We start from the raw sequence: 20,318 nt of genomic DNA on the forward strand, positions 1-20,318 counted from the left end.
AGAGCAGCTGACTCTTAATCAGCGGGTCCGGGGTTCGAGTCCCTGGCGGCGCACATGGCAAGCCCTCAGGCCGCCCACTCCGGTGGGCGGCCTGAGGCGTTCCGGGGGTGGGTAGAGGTGGCTCCGTGATCCCTACCGACGTCCGCCCCTTCCCCGAGGAACTCCTGCTGCTCTGCGCCGACCCGGCGCGCGGCCGGTTCCGCAGCCCTTCCGCCCACCTCCGCCACGTGGTCGCGGGCGCCGTCCTCGCCGAACTGCTGGTGACCGGCGCGATCACGGTCGAGAAGCAGCAGATCACCGGCTACCGGCCCGTCGGCGCGCCGGACGAGGTCGCCGCCGGTGTGCTGGCCCGCCTGGAGGCGAAGGGCAAGAGCCGGTTCCGTCCGCGGCTCACCCAGGCGATCCGCTCGGTGCCCGACCGGCCCGGTTACCGCTTCCACCTCGACCGGCTGGTGGCGCAGGGCTACTACGCCGTCGAGGAGAAGCGCTTCCTGGGACTGCCGTACCGGCGCTACCCCACGACCCGCCCCAACGCCGCCCGGGAGATCGCCGCACGCGTCGCGGCGACCCTGTCGGCACCCGACGGCGGAGCCGGCCGGCCGAGCGCGGAGCGGGACCGGCAGCTCGCCGGCCTGATCGACGCGGCCGGGCTGGCGCGCCGCCTCTACCCCGGCCGGGAGGGCGCTCCGATCCGGCGCGCCGCCTCGCGGCTGGCCCGGGAGCTGCCCGTTCCCCGGGCCGTGCGGACGGTCATCCGGGAGAAGTCCGGCGAGTGAGCACCGTCCGGGCGCGGGCGCCTCGGCCCCGGGGAGCCGGCCAGTGCGAGGCCGTCGCCGGCACCGTGCGGGCGCGGGCGCCTCAGCAGGTGTCCAGGACGGCGGAGGCCACCGCGTCCGGACGGTCGAACATCACCAGGTGCCCGGCCGGTGCGGCGGTGCGGAACTCGGCGCCGAGCAGGGCGGCGAGTTCCCGCTGCTCGGCCAGCCGGTACCCGGTGCGGGGGTTGCGGCAGCCGTCGTCGGCCGCCAGTACGGTGACCGGCAGGCCCTCGGGCAGCGGCCGGGTGCGCCGCAGTCCGTCCAGCTCGGCGGCCATGTCGAGGTAGCGCCCGTTCTCCCGCAGCAGCGCGCGCAGGGCCCGTCCGGTGCGGTAGCAGTGCCGGACCAGCTGCGGCGGGGCGAGGTCCTCCCGGCGGACGGTGGACAGCCGGGCGGTGACCCGGCGGGCGGTCGGGCCGAACAGGTACGGGACCGCGAGCGCCCGGGCGGCGCCGGCCAGGGCCCGGGCCGCCAGGTCGCGGGCGGCGGGCGCCGGGTACGGGCGGACCGCCGTCTCGACGCTGCCGTCGACCAGCACCAGCCCGGCGGTCCGCTCGGGGTGCAGCCGGGCGAAGGCCTCCACGTGGAACCCCGCGAGCGAGTGCCCGACCACGGTGCACGGGCCGTCCAGCCCGAGGCCGTCCAGCACCGCCAGGATCCGCCTGGCCTCGCCCGCCACCGTCGGGGCGGGCCGCCCGGTGGCGGGCTCGGCGGCGCTCAGCCCGTAACCGGGCCGGTCGAAGCGGACCACGGTGCGGTAGGGGGCGAGGAACGGGACGACCAGGTCCCAGTCGAACCAGCTGCTGCCGAGGCCGCCGGTGAGCAGGCAGAGCGGGCCGGTGCCCTCGGTGCGGACGTGCAGCGGCGTCCCGTCGACGCGCAGGAACCGCCCCAGCGGGTCGGGCGTGCCCGGGTGGACGGGGCCCAGGTGAGGGTGTCCGGGCTGATGGCGGGGCACCGTTCCACGGTAGTCACCGGCGAACTCGACCCCAACCGGTACCAAACGGGCATATCGACCACCCCGGGGAGGGCGACGGAGGGGCCGGTTCGAGGCACCCCTCGGGACCGTGTATTGTTTTCCAGGTCAGCAGGCGCCGCTAGCTCAGTTGGTTAGAGCAGCTGACTCTTAATCAGCGGGTCCGGGGTTCGAGTCCCTGGCGGCGCACAGACAGTTGGGGAGTCTCTCGCAACAGCGAGGGGCTCCCCGATTTTTTGGCCCTCGACGTCCGTTTTGCGTGTGATGTCGGTCTCGATTGCCGCTCCGGCGGAGCCATTCGGCCCGCCCGGCTCGTCCTGGGCAGTAAACCGGAATCCGGACGAAGGCCCCCACCGCCGACGTCCCCGTCTGTGCAGGCTGGCCCGGTCCGCCCGCAGGAAAGGCCGCGCTTTGTCCCAGAACACCCAGGGCGGCGGCCGCACGCCGTCGATCGGTCTCCGGCCGGTCAAGCGGTTCAAGCGCTCCACCGGTACGACCGGCGGCGGGAAGCCGCGCCGCCCGAAGCGCACCGGCTGGCGCCGGCTCATACCCACCTGGCGGATGACCCTGCTCGGCCTCGCCTCGGCCCTGCTGCTCGGCGTCGGTCTGTTCGCGCTCGGCATCGCCCTGGTGAAGGTCCCCGACGCCCACGCCGCCGCGACCGCCCAGAGCAACACCTGGCTCTACGCGGACGGCTCGGTGATCACCCGCACCGGCCAGACCAACCGGCAGAACGTCGGCCTGGACAAGGTCTCCCCCGCCGCCCAGCACGCCGCGCTCGCCGCCGAGGACCGCAACTTCTACCACGAGGGCGCGGTCAACGTTCAGGGCCTGGCGCGCGCCGCGCTCAACACCGCCACCGGCGCGGGCACCCAGGGCGGCTCCACGATCACCCAGCAGTACGTGAAGAACACCTACCTGAGCCAGAAGCAGTCGATCACCCGCAAGGTGAAGGAACTCTTCATAGCGATCAAGGTGGACGCCACCGAGAGCAAGGACGACGTCCTCTCCGGCTACCTGAACACCTCCTACTACGGCCGCGGCGCCTACGGCATCCAGGCCGCCGCCCAGGCGTACTTCGGCATCGACGCCTCCGCGCTCGACCCCGCCCAGGGCGCCTACCTGGCCACCCTGCTGAACGCCCCGAGCGCCTACGACGTGGCCACCGCGACCCAGGAGGGCAAGCAGAACGCCGTCAACCGGTGGAACTACGTGCTGGACGGCATGGTCAAGGAGGGCTGGCTCTCCGCCGACGAGCGGGCCAAGGCCGCCTTCCCGGACGTCAAGGACCCGCAGCCCAACCCCGGCCTGTCCGGCCAGTCCGGCTACCTGGTGAACGCGGCCACCCAGTACCTCACCTCGAACGGGGTCATCAGCGAGAGCGAACTGGCCAAGGGCGGCTACACGATCAAGCTGAGCATCGACCCGAACCGCCAGCAGGCGCTCCAGGACGCCGTCCAGGCGCAGCTGCACGACACCCTGAACCCGGACAAGCGGAAGAAGGACGCGGCCGCCCAGGCCGGCGCCGTCTCGGTGGACCCGAAGACCGGCGCGGTCGTCGCCCTGTACGGCGGCGTCGACTACGTCAAGCACTACGTGGACAACGCCACCCGGCGCGACTACCAGGCGGGCTCGACCTTCAAGGCGATCGCCCTGGCCGCCGCCTTCGAGAACGACGCCAAGACCCAGGACGGCCGGACCATCACCCCGCGCACCGTCTACGACGGCACCAGCGGCCGCAAGGTCCGCGGCGGCAAGGGCACCCCGTACGCGCCGCCGAACGAGGGTGACAAGAGCTACGGCCAGATCAGCCTGCAGCAGGCCACCGACTGGTCGGTCAACTCGGCCTTCGCCCAGCTCGCGCAGGACACCGGGCTGCAGAAGGTCAAGGACACCGGCATCGCACTGGGCCTGCCCGGCAACACCCCGGGCCTGGACCCGGTGCCGTCCATCCCCCTGGGTGCGGCCACCCCGAGCGTGATGGACATGGCCGGCGTGTACGCCACGCTGGACAACGGCGGCAAGCAGATCACCCCGTGGCTGGTGCAGTCGGTGGACCGCGGCGGCGAGGCCGTGGCGCTGCCCGCGCACAAGACCACCCAGGCGATCAGCGCGGACACCGCGGACAAGGTCACCTCGATGCTCCAGGGCGTGGTGAGCGACCCGGGCGGCACCGGCTGGCGCGCGAAGGCGCTGGGCCGGCCGGCGGCGGGCAAGACCGGCACGACCGACGACCAGAAGTCCGTCTGGTTCGTCGGCTACACCCCCGAGCTGGTCACCTCGGTCGCGCTGTTCGGCCAGGACCCGGGCACCGGCGCCCAGGTCAGCCTGAGCGGCGTCGGCGGGATCGACGGCGCGGCGGGCGGCCAGTACCCGGCGCAGATCTGGACCAGCTACATGAAGGCCGCGCTCAAGGGCCTGCCGGTGAGCGACTTCGCGACCCCGGCCGACGGCGACGACTCCGCCGGCGCGACCGACCTGCCGACCGCTCCGAGCACGCCGACCACCACCCCGTCGACCGGCGCCGCCAGCCCCGGCGCCGGTGCCGGTGCCGGCACGGGCCCCACCCCGGGCGACAACTCCGGCGCAGGCACCTCGGGCGGCAACGGCTCGGGTTCCGGCGGGGCGACGACCGGACCGACCGCCCCCGCGACGGGGCAGCCGACCACCCAGTCCACCTCGCGGCCGACCGGTCGGCCGACCACCCGGCCGACGCCGACCACCGGGCCGACCCAGGCCCCGACCACCCCGCCGACCACCCAGCCCACCGGCGGGGCGGGCGCGCTCACGGGGGCGGGAGCCGCGACCGGGGGCTGACGGCCGGGGCCGGGGCGGGTGAGTGCGCCATTGCGCACAGTGGGCACCAGGACCGAATGACGAAATGGCGCCTTACCGAAGTGCCGGTACGACTGTCACAATGCGTCGGTGCACAGCTCAACGGCCTCGCCCACCCGCCCTCCGGGCAGAACCCTCGGTCTCAGCCTCGCGCTGGTATCCGCATTCGCCTTCGGCGGCTCGGGCACCGCGGCCAAGCCCCTGATCGAGGCCGGGCTCTCACCGCTGCACGTGGTGTGGCTCCGGGTCACCGGCGCCGCCGTGGCCCTCCTCCCGATCGCCTACCGGCACCGGGACGCCGTCCTGCGCCGCCCCGGCCTGCTGCTCGGCTTCGGGCTGCTCGCCGTGGCCGGCGTCCAGGCCTGCTACTTCGCGGCGATCTCCCGCATCCCGGTCGGCGTCGCGCTGCTCATCGAGTACCTCGGGCCGCCGCTGCTGATCGGCTACGTCAAGTTCGTGCAGCGCAAGCCGATCACCCGGGGTGCGGCCGTCGGCGCCGGCGTCGCGGTGGCCGGACTGGCCTGCGTGGTGGAGGTCTGGAACGGCCTGAGCTTCGACGCGCTGGGCGTGCTGTTCGCCCTCGGCGCGGCCTGCTGCCAGGTCGGCTACTTCGTGCTCGCCGACGCCGGCCGCCGGGGCGAGCGCCCCGTCGACCCGCTGGCCGTCAGCGCGTACGGGCTGCTCATCGGCGCCGTCCTGCTCACCGCGCTCACCCGGCCCTGGCAGGCCGACTGGAGCCCGCTCGGCGGATCCGTGGTGATGAACGGGCACACCCTGCCCGCGTTCCTCCCGGCCGCCTGGATGGTGCTGGTCGCCACCGTCCTCGCCTACCTGACCGGCGTGATCTCCGTCGGCTACCTCTCACCGCCGATCGCCGGGGTGGTGGCCAACCTGGAGGCGGTGGTCGCCACCGTGCTCGCCTGGGTGCTGCTCGGCGAGCACCTCGGGGTGCCGCAGGTCGCCGGCGGTCTGCTGGTGCTGGCCGGCGCCTTCGCGGCGCAGCTCAGCAAGCCTGCGGCGGAGGGACGGGCGGACGGAGAGGACGGGGTGACCGAGGTGGTCGCCCCCGCCCCGGACGCCACCGCGGGCGCCGGTGCCGCGGCCTCCCGCGCCGCCGGAACCGCTCAGGACCGCCGGGAGCGGGTGGCCGCCGCCGAGCGCGGGGTCAGCGGCCGGTCCAGCCGAACCAGTCGAGGTGACTGACCGGCCACACGACGCCGGACACCGGGCCCACCACGTCGTCCACCGGCACGGCACCGCCGCCCGGGCCCTGCCGGTGGTACCGCGAGTCCGCCGAGTCGCTGCGGTGGTCGCCCTCGACCCAGACGTAGTTCGCGGGCACCTTCACCGGGCCGAAGTCCAGGCCCGCACAGGAGTCGTCACCGGGGTGCAGGTACGGCTCGTCGACCTTCCGGCCGTCGACCGTCAGGGTGCTGCCCGCGCACTGCACGGTCTGGCCGCCGGTCGCTATCACTCGCTTGACCAGGTAGTTGTCGTCCTTGGGCGGAACCAGCCCGACGAAGCTGAGCACCGAGCTCACCGCGTTGGTGAAGGGGTTCGAGTCGACGGGCTGCGGCGGCAGCCACTCCCCCGGGTCCTTGAACACCACCGGCTGCCCGGGCTCCGGCTTCCAGCCGGTCAGCGGTGCGAACTTGTTCACGCCGACGCGGTCGCCCACCCGCAGGGTGTTCTCCATCGAACCGGACGGGATGGTGAAGACCTGGAACAGGCAGGTCTTGATCAGCAATGCGATCACCAGCCCGACCCCCACCATCGCCGGCAGCTCGATCCACCACGGCCGGGGACGGCGCGCCGAGCGGCGGCCCCGGCGGCCGCGGGAACCGCCGGCCCGGCGGCGGGCCTCGGCGCGGCCGCCGGCTGCTCCGGGGGCGCCCGGCGCGTGGTGGGCGCCGGGTGCGTCGGAGGCGCCGTCGGTGCGTCCGGTGTCCTCGACGCGCCGCACGGAGGGATCGCCGGGGGCTCCGCCGTGCGTTCCGGGCAGGTTGACCGCCATCGTCGCTGCTCCACCTCTCCGGCTGGGGAAACCTGCACGCTACGCCAACCGGGTGGCCGTACGAAATCCGCCATTTAGCCGCCGCCGACATCGCCGGCCGGGAGGCACCTGCGAGGAGTGACTCCGGGCCGCGCGGCCGGGACGGGCCCGGGGCGATCCTGGGCGGCCCCGGGGCGGCCCTGCCGGTGGTCCGCCGTCCCGAGCCCGCTCAGGTGCGGGCGATGGCCTCGTGGTGGCGGATGACCTCCGCGATGATGAAGGTCAGGAACTTCTCGGCGAAGACCGGGTCGAGCTTGGCCCCGGCGGCGAGTTCCCGGAGGCGCTTGATCTGGTCCCGCTCCCTGGCCGGGTCGGCCGGCGGCAGCTTGTGCTCGGCCTTGAGGCGGCCGACCCGCTGGGTCGCCTTGAAACGCTCGGCCAGCATGTGGACCACTGCGGCGTCGATGTTGTCGATGCTCTCGCGCAGGCTGGTCAGCTCCGCCCGCACCGCGTCGTCGACGCCCTCGGGCAGGCCGGCGTCGGAGGTCGTGGGCTGGTCCGTCATCGGGGCGGCTCCCGGTGTCTGGGGTGGGCGCCCGGCCGTACGGCGGCCGGGCTCGGGCCCGGGCAAATCTAACAGGGCACCCGCGCCGGACCCGCACCGTCAGGCGGAACCGTCCCGGCATCCGGACAGCCCGGTGGAATCCGCCGTTCGAGGGGCCCTGGGCCGGTCCCGGGCCCCGGTGCGCCGGGAGCGGGCAGGCCCGTGCGCGGGTAGGTGGCGGCCCGCCGACGCCACTTCCGGGCATCCGGCCCCGTGGCCGGGTGACCCGTAGTCTGGTGCGTGCATGACCGGAAGTGACGACGCAGCAGTACGTCAACAGTGGAGGAACCGATCGTGGCAACCACCCGCACCGCCCGTACCGCCTGGGAGGGCAACCTCGTCGACGGCAACGGCCTGGTGACCTTCGCCTCCTCCGGGATCGGCGAGTTCCCCGTCTCCTGGCCCGCCCGCGCCGAGGCGCCCAACGGCAAGACCAGCCCCGAGGAGCTCATCGCGGGCGCCCACTCCGCCTGCTTCTCAATGGCGCTGTCGCACGGCCTGACCAGCGCCGGCAACCCGCCGGCCCGCCTCGACACCCAGGCCGACGTCACCTTCCAGCCCGGCACCGGCATCACCGGCATCCACCTCACCGTCACGGGCGACGTGCCCGGCATGGACGAGGCCGACTTCGTCAAGGCCGCCCAGGACGCCAAGGCCAACTGCCCGGTGAGCCAGGCCCTGACCGGCACCACCATCACCCTCACCGCCAAGCTGGCCTGACCCGGCCCGGCCCCCGGCTCGACCGGGCGCCCGGTCCCGCCCCCGGCGCGCAACCGGCGCCCGGGGGCGCGGCCTCGGCGCACACGCTCCCGGCGCACCTCATGTGATGTGCACGAAGGGCAGCTGCACGTTCCGCCATCCATGGCCCCAAAGAGGGCGAATCACCCTGGCGGCGGTCACCGCGCGTTGCCGCCGCGGCCTATGATCGGCCGAAGCGCCCTGTTCTTCACGCGGGTCCCCGCGCGACAGCGCCCCACGGCGGTCGCCCCCCAGTGGACCGACTCCGAGGACCGTGACAGAGCGCGGAGCCGGCCGCCGGACTCCCGGCCGGCCAGGCGGACCATCGTCAAGCGTCAGCAGCGGACGGGAGCATGCCGTGCCGGGCCAGAACGAGGGGGCCGACGCACACCACCGAGGCGTGCGACACGAGGAACCGCCACACCACCGCCACCTCAGCGCGCCGGTCCTCGATCCGTCCGACTCCGTCACCTCGATGGGCGCGGGCGCCCCGGGGGCCTCGGCCGCTTCTCCCACTCCCTCCGCTCCGGGTGTCACCCCCTCCGCTCCGGGTGTCCCGGCCGCTTTCCCCGTTCCCGGTGTCCCGGCCGTTCCGGCCTCGGCGTGCGGCACCCTCGAGGACCCCGGGCCGCTGCTCTGCCCCACGTGCTCGGCCCCGTTGACCGACGGCACCCACCTCGGCGCCTCCGACGCCTCCGACCGGCAGGACGGCGGCGACCGGCTGCTGGCTGCCCTGCGGGCCAGCGAGTCCCGCTTCCGGGCGGCGTTCTGCGACGCCGTCATCGGCATGGCGCTGATCGACCCCGAGGACCGGATCATCGAGGTCAACCCGGCCTTCGCGGCGCTGATCGGACGGAGCGTCGGCGAACTGGTCCGCACCCACCTGCACGAGATCATCGACCCGGAGGGCATGCCGCACCGGCTCTTCACCGAACTCGTCCACGGTGAGCGGGAACGGTTCCGCGTGGAGAAGCAGCTCAAGCACCGCGCGGGCCACACGGTCTGGAGCAAGGTGACCGTCTCCCTGATCCGGGACGGCGCCGGCCGGCCGCTCTACACCCTCGCGTTGGTGGAGGACATCACCGAGCAGCGCCGGCTCGGCGACCGCCTGGAGTACCAAGCCCTCCACGACCCGCTGACCCGGCTGCCCAACCGGACCTACTTCTTCGAACGGCTCGACGCGGCCTGCCTCCCGAGCGTCGCCGAGCCCGTGGGCGGTCGGAGCCCCGGAACGGCCGGGACCCACGACCGTCCCGAGGCCGCGGCAGGACGCGAACGCCGGGTCGGCGTCTGCTACCTGGACCTCGACGGCTTCGCGGCGATCAACGAGACCCTCGGCCACCACATCGGCGACCAGCTGCTGATCGCCGTCGCCGCCCGCCTGCGGCGCGGGCTCTCCGGGCACGGCGCCCGGCTGGTGGCCCGGATGGGCGGGGACGAGTTCGCCGTCCTGGTCCCCGACAGCCGGGGCAGCGAGCAGCTGACCGCGCTCGCCGGCCGGATCCTGGACGTGCTGGAGCGCCCCTTCGACATCGCCGGACACCGGCTGGCCATCACCGCCAGCGTCGGCGTCGTCGAACGGTCGGTGCACGAGACCACCCCCGCCGACCTGGTGAAGGACGCCGACGCCACGCTCTACTGGTCCAAGGCAGACGGCCGCGCCCGCTGGACCCTCTACGACCCGGCCCGCGGCGCCCACCAACTCACCCGCCAGCTGCTCGCCACGGCACTGCGACCGGCCCTGGAGCGCGGCGAGTTCACCGTCGAGTACCAGCCGCTGGTCGGACTGGCCGACGGCGCGGTGCACGGCGCCGAGGCCCTGGTCCGCTGGCGCCACCCGCGCTACGGCACCATCTCCCCGGACCGCTTCATCCCGCTCGCCGAGGAGTCCGGCGCGATCGTGCCGCTCGGCACCTGGGTGCTGGAGGAGTCGTGCCGTCAGGCCAAGCAGTGGCTCACCGAGTTCCCCGACACCGAGACCTTCGTGAGCGTGAACCTGGCGGCGCGCCAGATCTGGGACTCCGACGTGGTGGCCGACGTCGCCCGGGTCCTCGAGCGCACCGGCCTGCCGGCCCGGCTGCTCCAGCTGGAGATCACCGAGAGCGCCCTGCTCGGCCCCGGCGGACGCCCGTTGCAGGCCTTGCAGGCGCTGGCCGACATGGGGGTGCGGATCGCCATCGACGACTTCGGCACCGGCTACTCCAACCTGGCCTACCTCTCCCGGCTGCCGGTGCACGTCCTGAAGCTCGACGGCACCTTCATCGAGGGGTTCCGCGACCCGGCCCCGGCCGACCGGCAGCCCGTGCCCGAGCTCCACTCCCGGCGCAGTGACGCCGACGAGCAGATCGTCGGCGCGATGGTGCAGCTGGCCCACACCCTCGGCCTGACCGTCACCGCCGAGGGCATCGAGAGCGCCGCCCAGGCCGAGCGGCTCCGGCTGACCGGCTGCGACACCGCCCAGGGCTGGTACTTCGCCCGGCCGGGCGAGGCCGAGCGGGTCGCGGCGATACTCCGGGAGGGGCGCCCCGCCCCGCACGGCCGGTAGGCAGGGGCGGGGCGGGGCCTTCGCCGCCGGGGCTGCCGCCGCCGGCCCGTCCGGGTCAACCCGTCGCGGTCAGCCTGTCGCGGGTCAACGCGTCGCGGTCAGGCCGTCGCTGTCAGGCCGTCGCGGTCAGCCCGTACGCCTCGGCGATCAGACCGTAGGAGCGGAGCCGGGCCTCGTGGCCGTGGATGTGCGAGGTGACCATCAGCTCGTCCACCCCGGTCCGCTTGCGCAGGGCCTCCAGGCCGTCCGCGACCCGGCCCGGCTCGCCCAGGACCACGTTGTCGAGCCAGCTGTCGATGAAGTCCTCCTCGGCCGGGCTGTACGGGTACGCCTCGGCCTCCTCCGGAGTCGGGATCGGGCCGGGGTTGCCGCGGCGGAGCCGGAGCATGCCGAGCGCCGCGGAGCGGGCGAGACGGCGGGCGGCGGGCTCGTCGTCGGCGGCGACGGCGCTGACGCCGATCAGCGCGTACGGCTCGGAGAGCACGGCGGAGGGGCGGAAGGACGTCCGGTACAGGTCCAGCGCCGGGACGGTGTTGGCGCTGCTGAAGTGGTGGGCGAAGGCGAACGGCAGGCCGAGTCGGCCCGCCAACTGGGCGCTGAAGCCGGAGGAGCCGAGCAGCCAGACGGGCGGGCGGCCCTCGCCCCTGGGGACGGCGGTCAGCCGCGCGTAGGGGTGGCCGGAGGGGAAGTCGCCGTCCAGGAAGTGGGTCAGCTCGGCGAGCTGCTGCGGGAAGTCGTCCGCGCCCTCGCCGAGGCCGCGGCGCAGCGCCCGGGCGGTGGCCGGGTCGGTGCCGGGGGCGCGGCCGAGACCGAGGTCGATCCGGCCGGGGTGCAGCGCCTCCAGCAGGCCGAACTGCTCGGCGATGGCGAGCGGGGCGTGGTTGGGGAGCATGACCCCGCCCGAGCCGAGCCGCAGCGTGGTGGTGTTCGCACCGAGGTGGGCGAGCAGGACGGCCGGGGTCGAGCTGGCGACCCCGGGCATGCCGTGGTGCTCGGCGACCCAGAAGCGGTGGTACCCCCACTGCTCGGCCCGGCGGGCCAGCTCGGTGGTGGCGGCGAGGGCCTCGGCGGGGGTGTGGCCGGCGCCGACGGTCGCCAGGTCGAGGATGGAGAGCGGAGCGGGTGCGGTGCCGCGGGCGGCGCCCCGGATCGCCGCACCGACCGGCGGCTCGGTCCCGTGCTCCTGCTGGCCCTCGGTGGTCATGCCGTCCGCCCTCCTGGCTTGCCTTGATCCGGCTGTTCTGCGAGCCGGCCGTCCTGGGCGCCGCACGGGGCGCGGCGGGCCCGGCGGCCGTCTCCTGCCAGCCGTGGTCAACCACGGCGACGGGCCCCCTGTTCCCGGCGGCCGGGCGCGCTCCGGGTGCCGACCGGCGGTTGCAGGCGGTCGGCCGACCGACCGTTCGGATGACGGAGAGCCAGCGGCCGGTGACGGTTGGCGACTTCACGCCAGGATCGGAAGTCGCCAGCCGCGGGGCTCGCGATCCGCGACCGGCATCCGGCAGGCTGGTGATCAGGAGCGGCTCCCCAACGGGACCCGCCTTCCGCCGGCAAGATCGTCGGGCTGGACCAGCGCCGACCGATCCCCGCGAGCCCTCGGCGGCGGCACACCGCCCCGGGGGCTCGTGCCGTCTCCGGGCCCCCGCCCCTCGCCTCCGGCGGCCCCGTCTCCGCTCCGGCGGGCCCCGTCCCGCCCCTCCGGCGGGCCCCGTCCCGCCCGCCCGCACGGCGTGACCAGCGGCCGTGATCCGCGGCACACCGGGGTGCTTCATGGCATGAAAAGTCGAGGCGCTAGCGTTGGCCACAAGCAGCCACCTGCTCCCCCGGGCGGCGTGGAGGGAGTTGGGGCCTTGGACTTCGTGGCGGCGATCGGATCCTCGTGGATCTGCGCCCTGGCGCTGTTCGCCGTACTCGGCGACGCCCTGCTCCCCTTCATCCCCAGCGGGACGCTGGTCATCCTGGCGGTGCTCAAGACCGAGCAGGTCAGCGGCGCCCCGGTGCTGCTCGGCCTGGGCGTGGCGGTGGCCTCCTTCCTCGGCGACCTCCTGCTGCTCCAGCTCGCCCGGCGCGGCGCACCCGTCCTGCAACGCCGGCTCGCCCGACGACCGAAGCTGGCCGCCAGTGTCGCCAGGGTCCAGCAGTCCCTGATCGGCCGCCGACGCGGAGGGGCCGCCGCGATGGTGGTGATCGCCCGGTTCGTCCCGGCCGGGCGCACCGTCCTGGACCTGGCCATCGGCCACTCCCCCAGCCATCCGCACCGCTTCCTGCACTGGTCGGCGCTGGCCGCGCTGGTCTGGGCCGCCTACATCGTGACGCTGGGCTGGTTGAACAGCCACTGGTTCAACACGGCTTGGCTGAGCCTGGCCGTCTCCTGCGCCGCGGCCACCGCGATCAGCACCGCGATCGCGCGCATGGTGCGCCGCCACCGGCGGCTGGCAGCGCTCTGACCGGTCCGGCCCGGCCGGCGGCCGTCCCCGACCGATGACCCTCCCCGACCGGTGGCCGTCCCCGACCGGCGGTCGTTTCGGCCGGACAGCGGGCCCGGTCAGTAGCAGAATTCTCCCCAACGGGCGATGGGCCCCACCGGCCGCCGACGAACTCAGCCCGGGCCGACCGGGGCTGGGTTGGGCCGAGTACGGCGGGGCGGGGGGGTGCCCTACTCCGCCGGCAGGGCTCGACGTCCGGCAGCGCTCGGCGCGAAGCGTCACAGGACCGCAACAGACGACCGAAATGCGCAGCCCAGCCGGGCGCTTCCGGCGTGTTGACTGTTGTCCGGAGCCCGACGTCCTTGGAGGCCGTCGCGGCGACATGACATGCTAACGGCGGAATGTTCATCAATTGCCCGATTTGACCGGTGCGGCCCACGGCCGCCCTCACCACCGGCATCGGCACCCAGGGGAGACCATGACCAGCATCTCGCGCAGGACGGTGCTCAGTGCTACCGCGGCGACCGCAGCCCTCGGCGCGGTCGCGGCCTGTTCCAGCGGCGGATCCGGTTCGGGACAGAGTCCCACCTCTCCAGCCCCCGGCGGCACCGGCGACGCCACGTCCGGCACCTCCGGCACGCCCCAGGCGGTCGTCCCGAAGGGCACTCCGATCGGCGACGGCTCCAACGCGGACACCGGCCCGCAGCCGAACCAGCCCAAGCCCGAGAAGCTCAAGCCGGGCGAGCGGCCGCCGCAGTTCGTGGTGTTCTCCTGGGACGGCGCGGGCGGCACCGACGACGGCCAGTTCCCCCGCTTCCTCAAGCTGGCGGAGCAGTACAAGGCCACGATGACCTTCTTCCTCTCCGGGATATACGCCCTGCCCAAGGGCAAGTCCGACCTCTACCACCCGCCGAAGCACTCCGTCGGCGCCTCCGACATCCCGTACCTGTCGGACGGCGCGGTGAAGAACACCCTCAAGCTCGTCAGCCAGGCCTGGCTCGCCGGGCACGAGATAGGCACCCACTTCAACGGGCACTTCTGCTCCAGCCGCCCGGACAAGAACGGGGTCAACATGTGGACCCCGGAGGACTGGCAGAGCGAGATAGACCAGGCGATATCCTTCGTCACCCAGTGGCGCACCAACACCGGCTTCACCGACGTCGATCCGCTCCCCTTCGACTACAGGAAGGAGCTCATCGGCGGCCGCACCCCCTGCCTCGAGGGCCAGAAGGCACTGCTGCCGACCATCGCCAAGCTGGGCTGGAAGTACGACGCCAGCTCCCCGGGCGGTCTGCAGATATGGCCGCAGAAGGTGCAGGACGGCAAGATCTGGGACTTCCCGCTGCAGTCGATCCCCTTCCCCGGACACACCTTCCAGGTCCTCTCGATGGACTACAACATCCTGGCCAACCAGTCCGGCGGCAGCACCAAGGGCGACGCGTCCAAGTACGACGAATGGCGCACCCAGGCCACCAACTCCTACGTGGCCGGCTTCGAACGCGCCTACAACGGCAACCGTGCTCCGTTCTTCATCGGCAACCACTTCGAGCAGTGGAACGGCGGCATCTACATGGACGCCGTCGAGGGTGCGCTGAAGGCCATCGCGGGCAAGCCGGAGGTGCGGCTGGTCTCCTTCAAGCAGCTGGTCGAGTGGCTGGAGGTGCAGGACCAGTCCACCCTGCGCAAGCTGCGCACCCTCAACGTGGGCCAGGCGCCGGCCGGTGGCTGGGAGAGCTTCCTGGGGTCGGCCGGCTGACGGCCGCCGTGCCGTCCCGGCCCGACGCCTGACGCGCGGCGCCGGGACGGCCAGCCGGTGGCGGAGCGATCATCCGGCGGCGGACCGACTACCGGCGGCGGGCGGCTACCCGGCGGCGGAGCCGTCCGCGAGCAGGCCGCGGACGATGCGGTCGGCCCCCGCCGGGCTCCAGAGGATCGAGTAGTGGTTGGTGCCCGGGACGAGCGCGGCCGGGACCCTCGCCGTGTCCAACCCCGACGACTCGATCCGCTCGTGGTCGTACAGGCCCTGCGGTTCGTCGAGTAGGCCGCGCTCGGCCCAGAGCAGTTCGGCCGGGCACGGCAGCCGGTGCACGGCGCCGGCCGCCTCCTCGTCCAGCAGCACCTGGGCGCCGTCGGTCCGCACCGCTTCCAGCCGGCAGGAGGAGCGCAGTTCCGGCTCGGCGCCGACCAGGTCGCGCTGGGTGTAGGCGTCGATCCCCTCCGACCAGTCACCGCCGAAGGCCGGGTGGCGGCGCCAGAACTCCCGGTACGCGTCGCGGTCCGGGAAGGTCATCGAGAGCCGGGCCAGCGCGGGCCCGAGCACGGCGGCCAGGGCGTCCTCCGCAGGAACGCCGGCCGGCAGCGGGAAGCTGACGGCGCCGTCCACCAGTAGCACCCGGCGGACGAGTCCGGGGTGCCGCACCGCGGTGAGGGCGGCGACCCAGGCGCCCATCGAATGGCCGACGACCACGGCGGGCCCGGTGCCGAGGGCGGCCGTCACGGCGGCCACGTCGTCGGCGTGCCGGGCCAGCCCGTACGGCCCGGCGACCGCCCGGCTGGCGCTGCGGCCCCGCAGGTCCGGGGCGAGCAGGGTGACCCGTCCGGCGAGCCGGCGAGCGACCTCGTACCAGGCGAGGCCGTTGGCGGTGATGCCGTGCACCGCCACGACCGTCGGCGCCTCCGGACGGTTGGCGGGCCAGCGCAGCACGGCCAGGTCCCCGCCCGGCACGGGGACGGTCGACTCCTCGGGCAGCAGGGGCGGGCGGCTCACGCGGCAGTACCTCCGGCGGGACGGGCGGTCCGGGCGCCCGACGGGGTGCGGACCCAAGGAGGGCGGGACGGGCGGCGGCTGCCGGAACCCTAAACGCTCGGGAATGGCCGGCGACATGTGGCCGTGCGACGCACCGGCCTGCCGCGCTGTGGCTCCGGCCACCATGGCCGCGGCCCGGCACCCGGATGTGGCCGGTCGCCACGGTTCGGCGGCCTCCCGTGGCGCCGGCCGCCATGGCTGCGACGGCCTGCGAGCGGTGACGGTGGAGCAGCGGCACCGGCCGGGATCCCGAGCCCTCCCGCCCGCCGCCCACGCACCCTGCCGGCTTCCTCCCCACTCCCACGAGGTGATCCCTTGGACAAGGTCCTGAACTCCCCCGCCGACGCGGTCGGGGACATCCCCGACGGCTCGGTGCTGGCCGTCGGCGGTTTCGGCCTCTGCGGCATCCCGAGCACCCTGATCGGCGCACTGCTGGACGCCGGTACGACCGGGCTGCGGGTGGTGTCGAACAACTGCGGGGTGGACGACTGGGGGCTGGGCCTGCTGCTGCGGGCGGGCCGGATCGCCCGGATGACCTCCTCGTACGTCGGCGAGAACAAGGAGTTCGCCCGGCAGTACCTCTCCGGGGAACTGGAGGTCGAGCTGACCCCGCAGGGCACCTTGGCCGAAAGGCTGCGGGCCGGCGGCGCCGGGATCCCGGCGTTCTTCACCCCGGCCGGGGTGGGCACCCAGGTCGAGGAGGGCGGGCTGCCGTGGCGCTACGCGGCGGACGGCTCGGTCGCCCTGGCCTCGCCGCCGAAGGAGGTGCGGGAGTTCCACGGCCGCCGGTACCTGCTGGAGGAGGCCATCACGGCGGACTTCGCGCTGGTCCGGGCCGAGGCGGCCGACCGGCACGGCAACTGCGTGTTCCACGCGGCCGCCCGCAACTTCAACCCGCTCTGCGCGGCGGCCGGCCGGATCACCCTGGTGGAGGCCGACCGGATCGTCGAACCAGGCGAGCTGACCCCGGACGCGGTGCACCTGCCCGGGGTGTACGTCGACCGCCTGGTCGCCGCCGATCCCGCGGACCGCCGCATCGAACGCCGGACCGTCCGGCCCGCCCTCCAGGAGGCCTGAACCGATGCCCACCCCGCTCGCCCCACGCGACGCCCTGGCCGCCCGCGCCGCCCGCGAGTTGCGCGACGGGCAGTACGTGAACCTGGGCATCGGACTGCCCACCCTGATCCCCGGCCACCTCCCGCCCGGGGTCCGGGTGGTGCTGCACTCGGAGAACGGCATCCTCGGCGTGGGCCCGTACCCGGTGGCGGGCACCGAGGACGCCGACGTGATCAACGCCGGCAAGGAGACGGTGACGGTCGCACCCGGGGCCTCGTACGTCGATTCCGCCGCCTCCTTCGGCATGGTCCGGGCCGGCCGCATCGACGTCTCGGTGCTCGGCGCCATGCAGGTGTCGGCCGCCGGGGACCTCGCGAACTGGATGGTCCCCGGCAAGGTGGTCAAGGGCATGGGCGGTGCGATGGACCTGGTGCACGGCGCCCGCCGGGTGGTCGTCGTGATGGAGCACACCGCTCGGGACGGCTCACCGAAGATCGTCCAGGAGCTCTCGCTCCCCGCCACCGGCCGGGGAGTCGTGGACCGGATCGTCACCGACCTGGCGGTCGTCGACGTGACCGCGCAGGGGCTGCGCGTGGTGGAGACGGCCCCGGGCGTGACCTTCGCCGAGGTGCAGGCGGCCACCGGCGCGGTCCTCCTGCCGCCGCTCTCGGACCAGGAACTCCTTTAGCACCGACGCCAGCCGCCGCGGCCGGGAACGGGGGTCCGTTCACGCTTGCGTGGTGGTGATTCCCCCGATCGGTTGCGATCTCCCTGACGCTCCGGGAGAGTTGAGCATGCCAAGGATCCCGCACCGCCGGAGGGGAAGCCGGAAGGTGCACCGGGATCGCGCGTGCGAGACCCGGCGCGCGGACCCACGACTCGACCGGTCGCACCCGCTCCTGGTGTCGGACCGCACGTGCCGGACGGCCCGGAAAACCGTCGGATGACCGGCGGTTGGCCGGGCCGTGCTCCGTCCGGGCGCAGGCATTCGTCCGTACGGCGCCCGGGCGGCGTTCCGCCCAGGCGGTGTTCCGCCCGGACGGCATTCGTCCGGGCGGCGTGACGTCCGGGCGGCTTCGGGGCGAGGCGGGCAGGCCGAGCGAAGCAAGGCGCGACACTCCGGGGGGAGCACCCATGACCACGCCGACCTCACGACGAAGGGGCGTCGGCACGGCCCGCCACGGGCGCGGCCGGCACGAACACGGCCGGGGCGCCGACCGGTCCGGCCACGGCGGATCCGGCGGTCCCGGCACCCCCGGGGAGGCGGGTGACCTCGACGAGGCGGCCCTGCTCGTCGTGCCGGTGCCCGAAGCCCCTTACGAATACGGCCACTTCAGCCGCCTCGCCGGCCCGGCGGTCGACCCGGGCGAGGACCGGGAGCTCGGCGGCGGTGTCTACCGGCCGGAGCCGGGCAGCGCGCCGGAACCCGCCGCGGCGTCGGCCGCTCCCTACCGCGTCCAGTACCGCAGCCTGCTGCGCCACGAGCCGCACCGGATCCGGGCCGCCCTGCTGCTGGTCGCGGCCCCGCTGGTGGAGGCGGTCCTGCTGGTCTGGCTGCTGTTACCGGAGCACTGGCCGGTGCGAGCGGACGAGACCGACACCCTGGTGCTGCTCGGCGACAAGGTGATGATCGCGATCATCGCCGTGGTCGAGGTCTTCCGGCTGGTCAACGTCGTCTCCAACACCCACGCCACGCTGGCCGCCCGCGATCCGATACCGGTGACGCCGGAGTCCGGCACCCGGGTCGCCTTCCTGACCACCTGCGTGCCGGGCAAGGAACCGCCGGAGATGGTCCGGGCCACACTGGTCGCGGCCCGCGCCGTGCGGCACGACGGCCCGTACGACGTCTGGCTGCTGGACGAGGGAAACGATCCTGCCATGCGCGCCCTCTGCACCGAGCTGGGCGTGCGCCACTTCACCCGCTCCGGCCGACCGCACTGGAACCGTCCCAAGGGCCGGTTCCGCGCCAGGAGCAAGCACGGCAACTACAACGCCTGGCTCCAGGCGCACGGCGAGGACTACGACTTCTGGGTGTCCGTCGACACCGACCACGTCCCGCTGCCCGACTTCTGCGAGCGCATGCTCGGCTACTTCCGCGACCCGGACGTCGCGTTCGTGGTCGGCCCCCAGGTGTACGGGAACTACCGCAGTTCGGGTTCGGCCGTCACGAAGTTCAGCGAGAGCCAGCAGTACCTCTTCCACGCCCTCGTGCAACGCGCCGGAAACCGTTACGGGGCACCGATGTTCGTCGGCACCAACAACGCCGTGAGGATCCGCGCCCTCCAGTCGATCGGCGGGTTGTACGACTCGGTCACCGAGGACATGGCGACCGGGCTGGAGTTCCACCGGAGCCGGAATCCGGAGAGCGGCGCACGCTGGAAGTCCGTGTACACCCCGGACGTGCTCGCGGTGGGCGAGGGCCCGTCCTCCTGGACGGACTTCTTCTCCCAGCAACTGCGGTGGAGCCGGGGCAGCTACGAGACCCTGCTCACCCAGTTCTGGCGGGTGATGTGGCGGCTGCCGCCCGGTCGGCTGCTCAACTACTCGCTGATGGTGGGCTTCTACCCGATGGCGGCCCTCACCTGGCTGCTCGGCGGGGTGTCCAGCGTGCTCTACCTCGGCTTCGGAGCCTCCGGCGTCCACGTCTCCTCGGAGATCTGGATGATGCTCTACAGCGATGCCGCCGCGCTCCAACTCCTGCTCTACACCTGGAACCGCAAGCACAACGTGAGCCCGCACGAACCGGCCGGTTCCTCCGGGGTCGCGGGCATGCTGATGTCGGCCCTGTGCGGTCCGGTCTACGCGGCCTCGCTGCTCCAGGCGCTGGTGCGCCGCCGCAGCCGCTTCGTGGTGACGCCCAAGGGCCGGGAGGCCAGCACGGACCGGCTCGGCACCTTCCGCTTCCACCTGTTCTGGGCGCTGGTGTTCGGCGGCGCGGTCATCGCCTCCCACTTCACCGGCTACGACCACGTCGCCATGCGGACCTGGGCCTGCATCGCCCTCGTCCTGACCGTGCTCCCCCCGCTGATCCTGGCGGGCGACGCCGTCCGCCGCCGCCGGGCCAGGCCCACCGCCACGCTCACCGTGACCGGCGACCGGGGGACGGCGCCCGAGGTCGTCCTGGAGAAGCGCCGACCGCGCCACGCCCGAGGCGCCGGCACCGCCCCGGCGGCGGCTCCCGCGCGGACGACGGCGGCGCTCGACAGCCCCACCCTCACGCTGCGCCTCGCCGCACCCGACACCCCGACCCTCGCGCTCCGCCTCCCCCACTCAGGCCCCACCAGCCCCACCGGCCCCCGCCAGGCCGGAGCCGACCACGCCGGAGCCGGCTCCCCCTGACCCGACCACACCGGAGCCGGCTCCCTCTGGGCCGACCACGCCGAATCCGGCCCCCGCCCGCTGAGCCCGGCCCCCGCCCGCCTCCCGAGGGGAGAATCTCAATGACCGTGTCAAGCCGTCTGCCTGACTGGCGGAGCGGGGGTGAAGAGCCTCTTGTCACGCAGCATCGCCCAGAGCACGTCGAC

The 20,318-nt window shown here is 74.0% G+C and carries 15 protein-coding genes and 1 tRNA gene; 11 read left to right on the plus strand and 5 right to left on the minus strand.

Going from position 1 to position 20,318, the window contains the following annotated elements; genetic code table 11:
* The first annotated feature begins 125 nt into the window (after positions 1-125).
* Entirely contained in the window at positions 126-776 is a 651-nt protein-coding gene (locus ABT247_RS20500) for a GOLPH3/VPS74 family protein (RefSeq protein WP_350744238.1), read from the plus strand.
* Between the two features lie 82 nt (positions 777-858).
* Here the strand turns inward: ABT247_RS20500 and ABT247_RS20505 are convergent, their stop codons facing one another.
* The gene (locus ABT247_RS20505) at positions 859-1,713 is read right to left on the minus strand and encodes an alpha/beta fold hydrolase (protein ID WP_350744251.1); all 855 of its coding nucleotides are present in this window, start codon (positions 1,711-1,713) and stop codon (positions 859-861) included.
* A 196-nt stretch (positions 1,714-1,909) separates the two neighbouring features.
* Between ABT247_RS20505 and ABT247_RS20510 the strand changes: the two genes are divergently transcribed.
* The 3 genes from ABT247_RS20510 to ABT247_RS20520 all read left to right on the plus strand — a co-directional run bounded on the left by ABT247_RS20510 (position 1,910) and on the right by ABT247_RS20520 (position 5,832).
* Positions 1,910-1,983: transfer RNA gene (locus ABT247_RS20510), tRNA-Lys, on the plus strand.
* A gap of 222 nt (positions 1,984-2,205) precedes the next feature.
* The gene (locus tag ABT247_RS20515; protein ID WP_350744239.1) at positions 2,206-4,611 is read left to right on the plus strand and encodes a transglycosylase domain-containing protein; all 2,406 of its coding nucleotides are present in this window, start codon (positions 2,206-2,208) and stop codon (positions 4,609-4,611) included.
* Positions 4,612-4,719: 108 nt separating this feature from the next.
* On the plus strand, positions 4,720-5,832 hold the full coding sequence (locus tag ABT247_RS20520; RefSeq protein WP_350744240.1) for an EamA family transporter: 1,113 nt from the start codon (positions 4,720-4,722) through the stop codon (positions 5,830-5,832).
* Here ABT247_RS20520 and lepB read toward each other — a convergent pair.
* The gene (gene lepB / locus ABT247_RS20525) at positions 5,795-6,643 is read right to left on the minus strand and encodes a signal peptidase I (RefSeq protein WP_350744241.1); all 849 of its coding nucleotides are present in this window, start codon (positions 6,641-6,643) and stop codon (positions 5,795-5,797) included. The genes ABT247_RS20520 and lepB overlap by 38 nt on opposite strands.
* 208 nt (positions 6,644-6,851) lie before the next feature.
* Positions 6,852-7,187, minus strand: coding sequence for a chorismate mutase (locus ABT247_RS20530; protein ID WP_350744242.1), 336 nt, complete (start codon positions 7,185-7,187; stop codon positions 6,852-6,854).
* 333 nt (positions 7,188-7,520) lie between these two features.
* Here ABT247_RS20530 and ABT247_RS20535 point away from each other — a divergent pair, with 333 nt between their 5' ends.
* Positions 7,521-7,946 (plus strand): OsmC family protein, encoded by a 426-nt coding sequence (locus ABT247_RS20535; protein WP_350744243.1) that lies wholly within the window; start codon positions 7,521-7,523, stop codon positions 7,944-7,946.
* A 493-nt stretch (positions 7,947-8,439) separates the two neighbouring features.
* The gene (locus ABT247_RS20540) at positions 8,440-10,509 is read left to right on the plus strand and encodes a putative bifunctional diguanylate cyclase/phosphodiesterase (RefSeq protein ID WP_502892475.1); all 2,070 of its coding nucleotides are present in this window, start codon (positions 8,440-8,442) and stop codon (positions 10,507-10,509) included.
* 112 nt (positions 10,510-10,621) lie between these two features.
* Here ABT247_RS20540 and ABT247_RS20545 read toward each other — a convergent pair whose 3' ends face one another.
* On the minus strand, positions 10,622-11,713 hold the full coding sequence (locus ABT247_RS20545; RefSeq protein ID WP_350744245.1) for an LLM class flavin-dependent oxidoreductase: 1,092 nt from the start codon (positions 11,711-11,713) through the stop codon (positions 10,622-10,624).
* A 643-nt stretch (positions 11,714-12,356) separates the two neighbouring features.
* On the opposite strand from ABT247_RS20545, the gene ABT247_RS20550 reads away from it, so the two are divergent.
* Complete coding sequence (locus ABT247_RS20550) at positions 12,357-12,953, plus strand: DedA family protein (RefSeq protein WP_392900384.1); 597 nt, start codon at positions 12,357-12,359, stop codon at positions 12,951-12,953.
* 457 nt (positions 12,954-13,410) lie between these two features.
* The gene (locus tag ABT247_RS20555) at positions 13,411-14,688 is read left to right on the plus strand and encodes a polysaccharide deacetylase family protein (RefSeq protein WP_350744246.1); all 1,278 of its coding nucleotides are present in this window, start codon (positions 13,411-13,413) and stop codon (positions 14,686-14,688) included.
* A 105-nt stretch (positions 14,689-14,793) separates the two neighbouring features.
* Here ABT247_RS20555 and ABT247_RS20560 read toward each other — a convergent pair whose 3' ends face one another.
* Positions 14,794-15,699 carry an alpha/beta fold hydrolase gene (locus ABT247_RS20560; RefSeq protein ID WP_350744247.1) on the minus strand — a complete coding sequence of 302 codons (906 nt, stop codon included), beginning with the start codon at positions 15,697-15,699 and terminating at the stop codon, positions 14,794-14,796.
* A gap of 354 nt (positions 15,700-16,053) precedes the next feature.
* Here ABT247_RS20560 and ABT247_RS20565 point away from each other — a divergent pair, with 354 nt between their 5' ends.
* From ABT247_RS20565 to ABT247_RS20575, 3 genes are all read left to right on the plus strand, one after another.
* Positions 16,054-16,815, plus strand: coding sequence for a CoA transferase subunit A (locus tag ABT247_RS20565; RefSeq protein ID WP_350744248.1), 762 nt, complete (start codon positions 16,054-16,056; stop codon positions 16,813-16,815).
* A gap of 4 nt (positions 16,816-16,819) precedes the next feature.
* Positions 16,820-17,482: a 3-oxoacid CoA-transferase subunit B gene (locus tag ABT247_RS20570; RefSeq protein ID WP_350744249.1), complete on the plus strand. Its 663-nt coding sequence runs from the start codon at positions 16,820-16,822 to the stop codon at positions 17,480-17,482.
* A gap of 446 nt (positions 17,483-17,928) precedes the next feature.
* Positions 17,929-20,133, plus strand: coding sequence for a glycosyltransferase family 2 protein (locus ABT247_RS20575; RefSeq protein ID WP_350744250.1), 2,205 nt, complete (start codon positions 17,929-17,931; stop codon positions 20,131-20,133).
* Positions 20,134-20,318: the final 185 nt, after the last annotated feature.

Origin of the sequence: Kitasatospora sp. NPDC001539 (genome assembly GCF_040298565.1) — a bacterium.
Taxonomy (GTDB): Bacteria; Actinomycetota; Actinomycetes; order Streptomycetales; family Streptomycetaceae; genus Kitasatospora.

Excerpts from the sequence above, each read along its gene's own strand:
- lepB (WP_350744241.1), bottom strand. The coding sequence starts at position 6,643 with ATGGCGGTCAACCTGCCCGGAACGCACGGCGGAGCCCCCGGCGATCCC.
- ABT247_RS20530 (WP_350744242.1), bottom strand. The coding sequence starts at position 7,187 with ATGACGGACCAGCCCACGACCTCCGACGCCGGCCTGCCCGAGGGCGTC.
- ABT247_RS20540 (WP_502892475.1), top strand. The coding sequence starts at position 8,440 with ATGGGCGCGGGCGCCCCGGGGGCCTCGGCCGCTTCTCCCACTCCCTCC.
- ABT247_RS20545 (WP_350744245.1), bottom strand. The coding sequence starts at position 11,713 with ATGACCACCGAGGGCCAGCAGGAGCACGGGACCGAGCCGCCGGTCGGT.
- ABT247_RS20555 (WP_350744246.1), top strand. The coding sequence starts at position 13,411 with ATGACCAGCATCTCGCGCAGGACGGTGCTCAGTGCTACCGCGGCGACC.
- ABT247_RS20570 (WP_350744249.1), top strand. The coding sequence starts at position 16,820 with ATGCCCACCCCGCTCGCCCCACGCGACGCCCTGGCCGCCCGCGCCGCC.
- ABT247_RS20575 (WP_350744250.1), top strand. The coding sequence starts at position 17,929 with ATGACCACGCCGACCTCACGACGAAGGGGCGTCGGCACGGCCCGCCAC.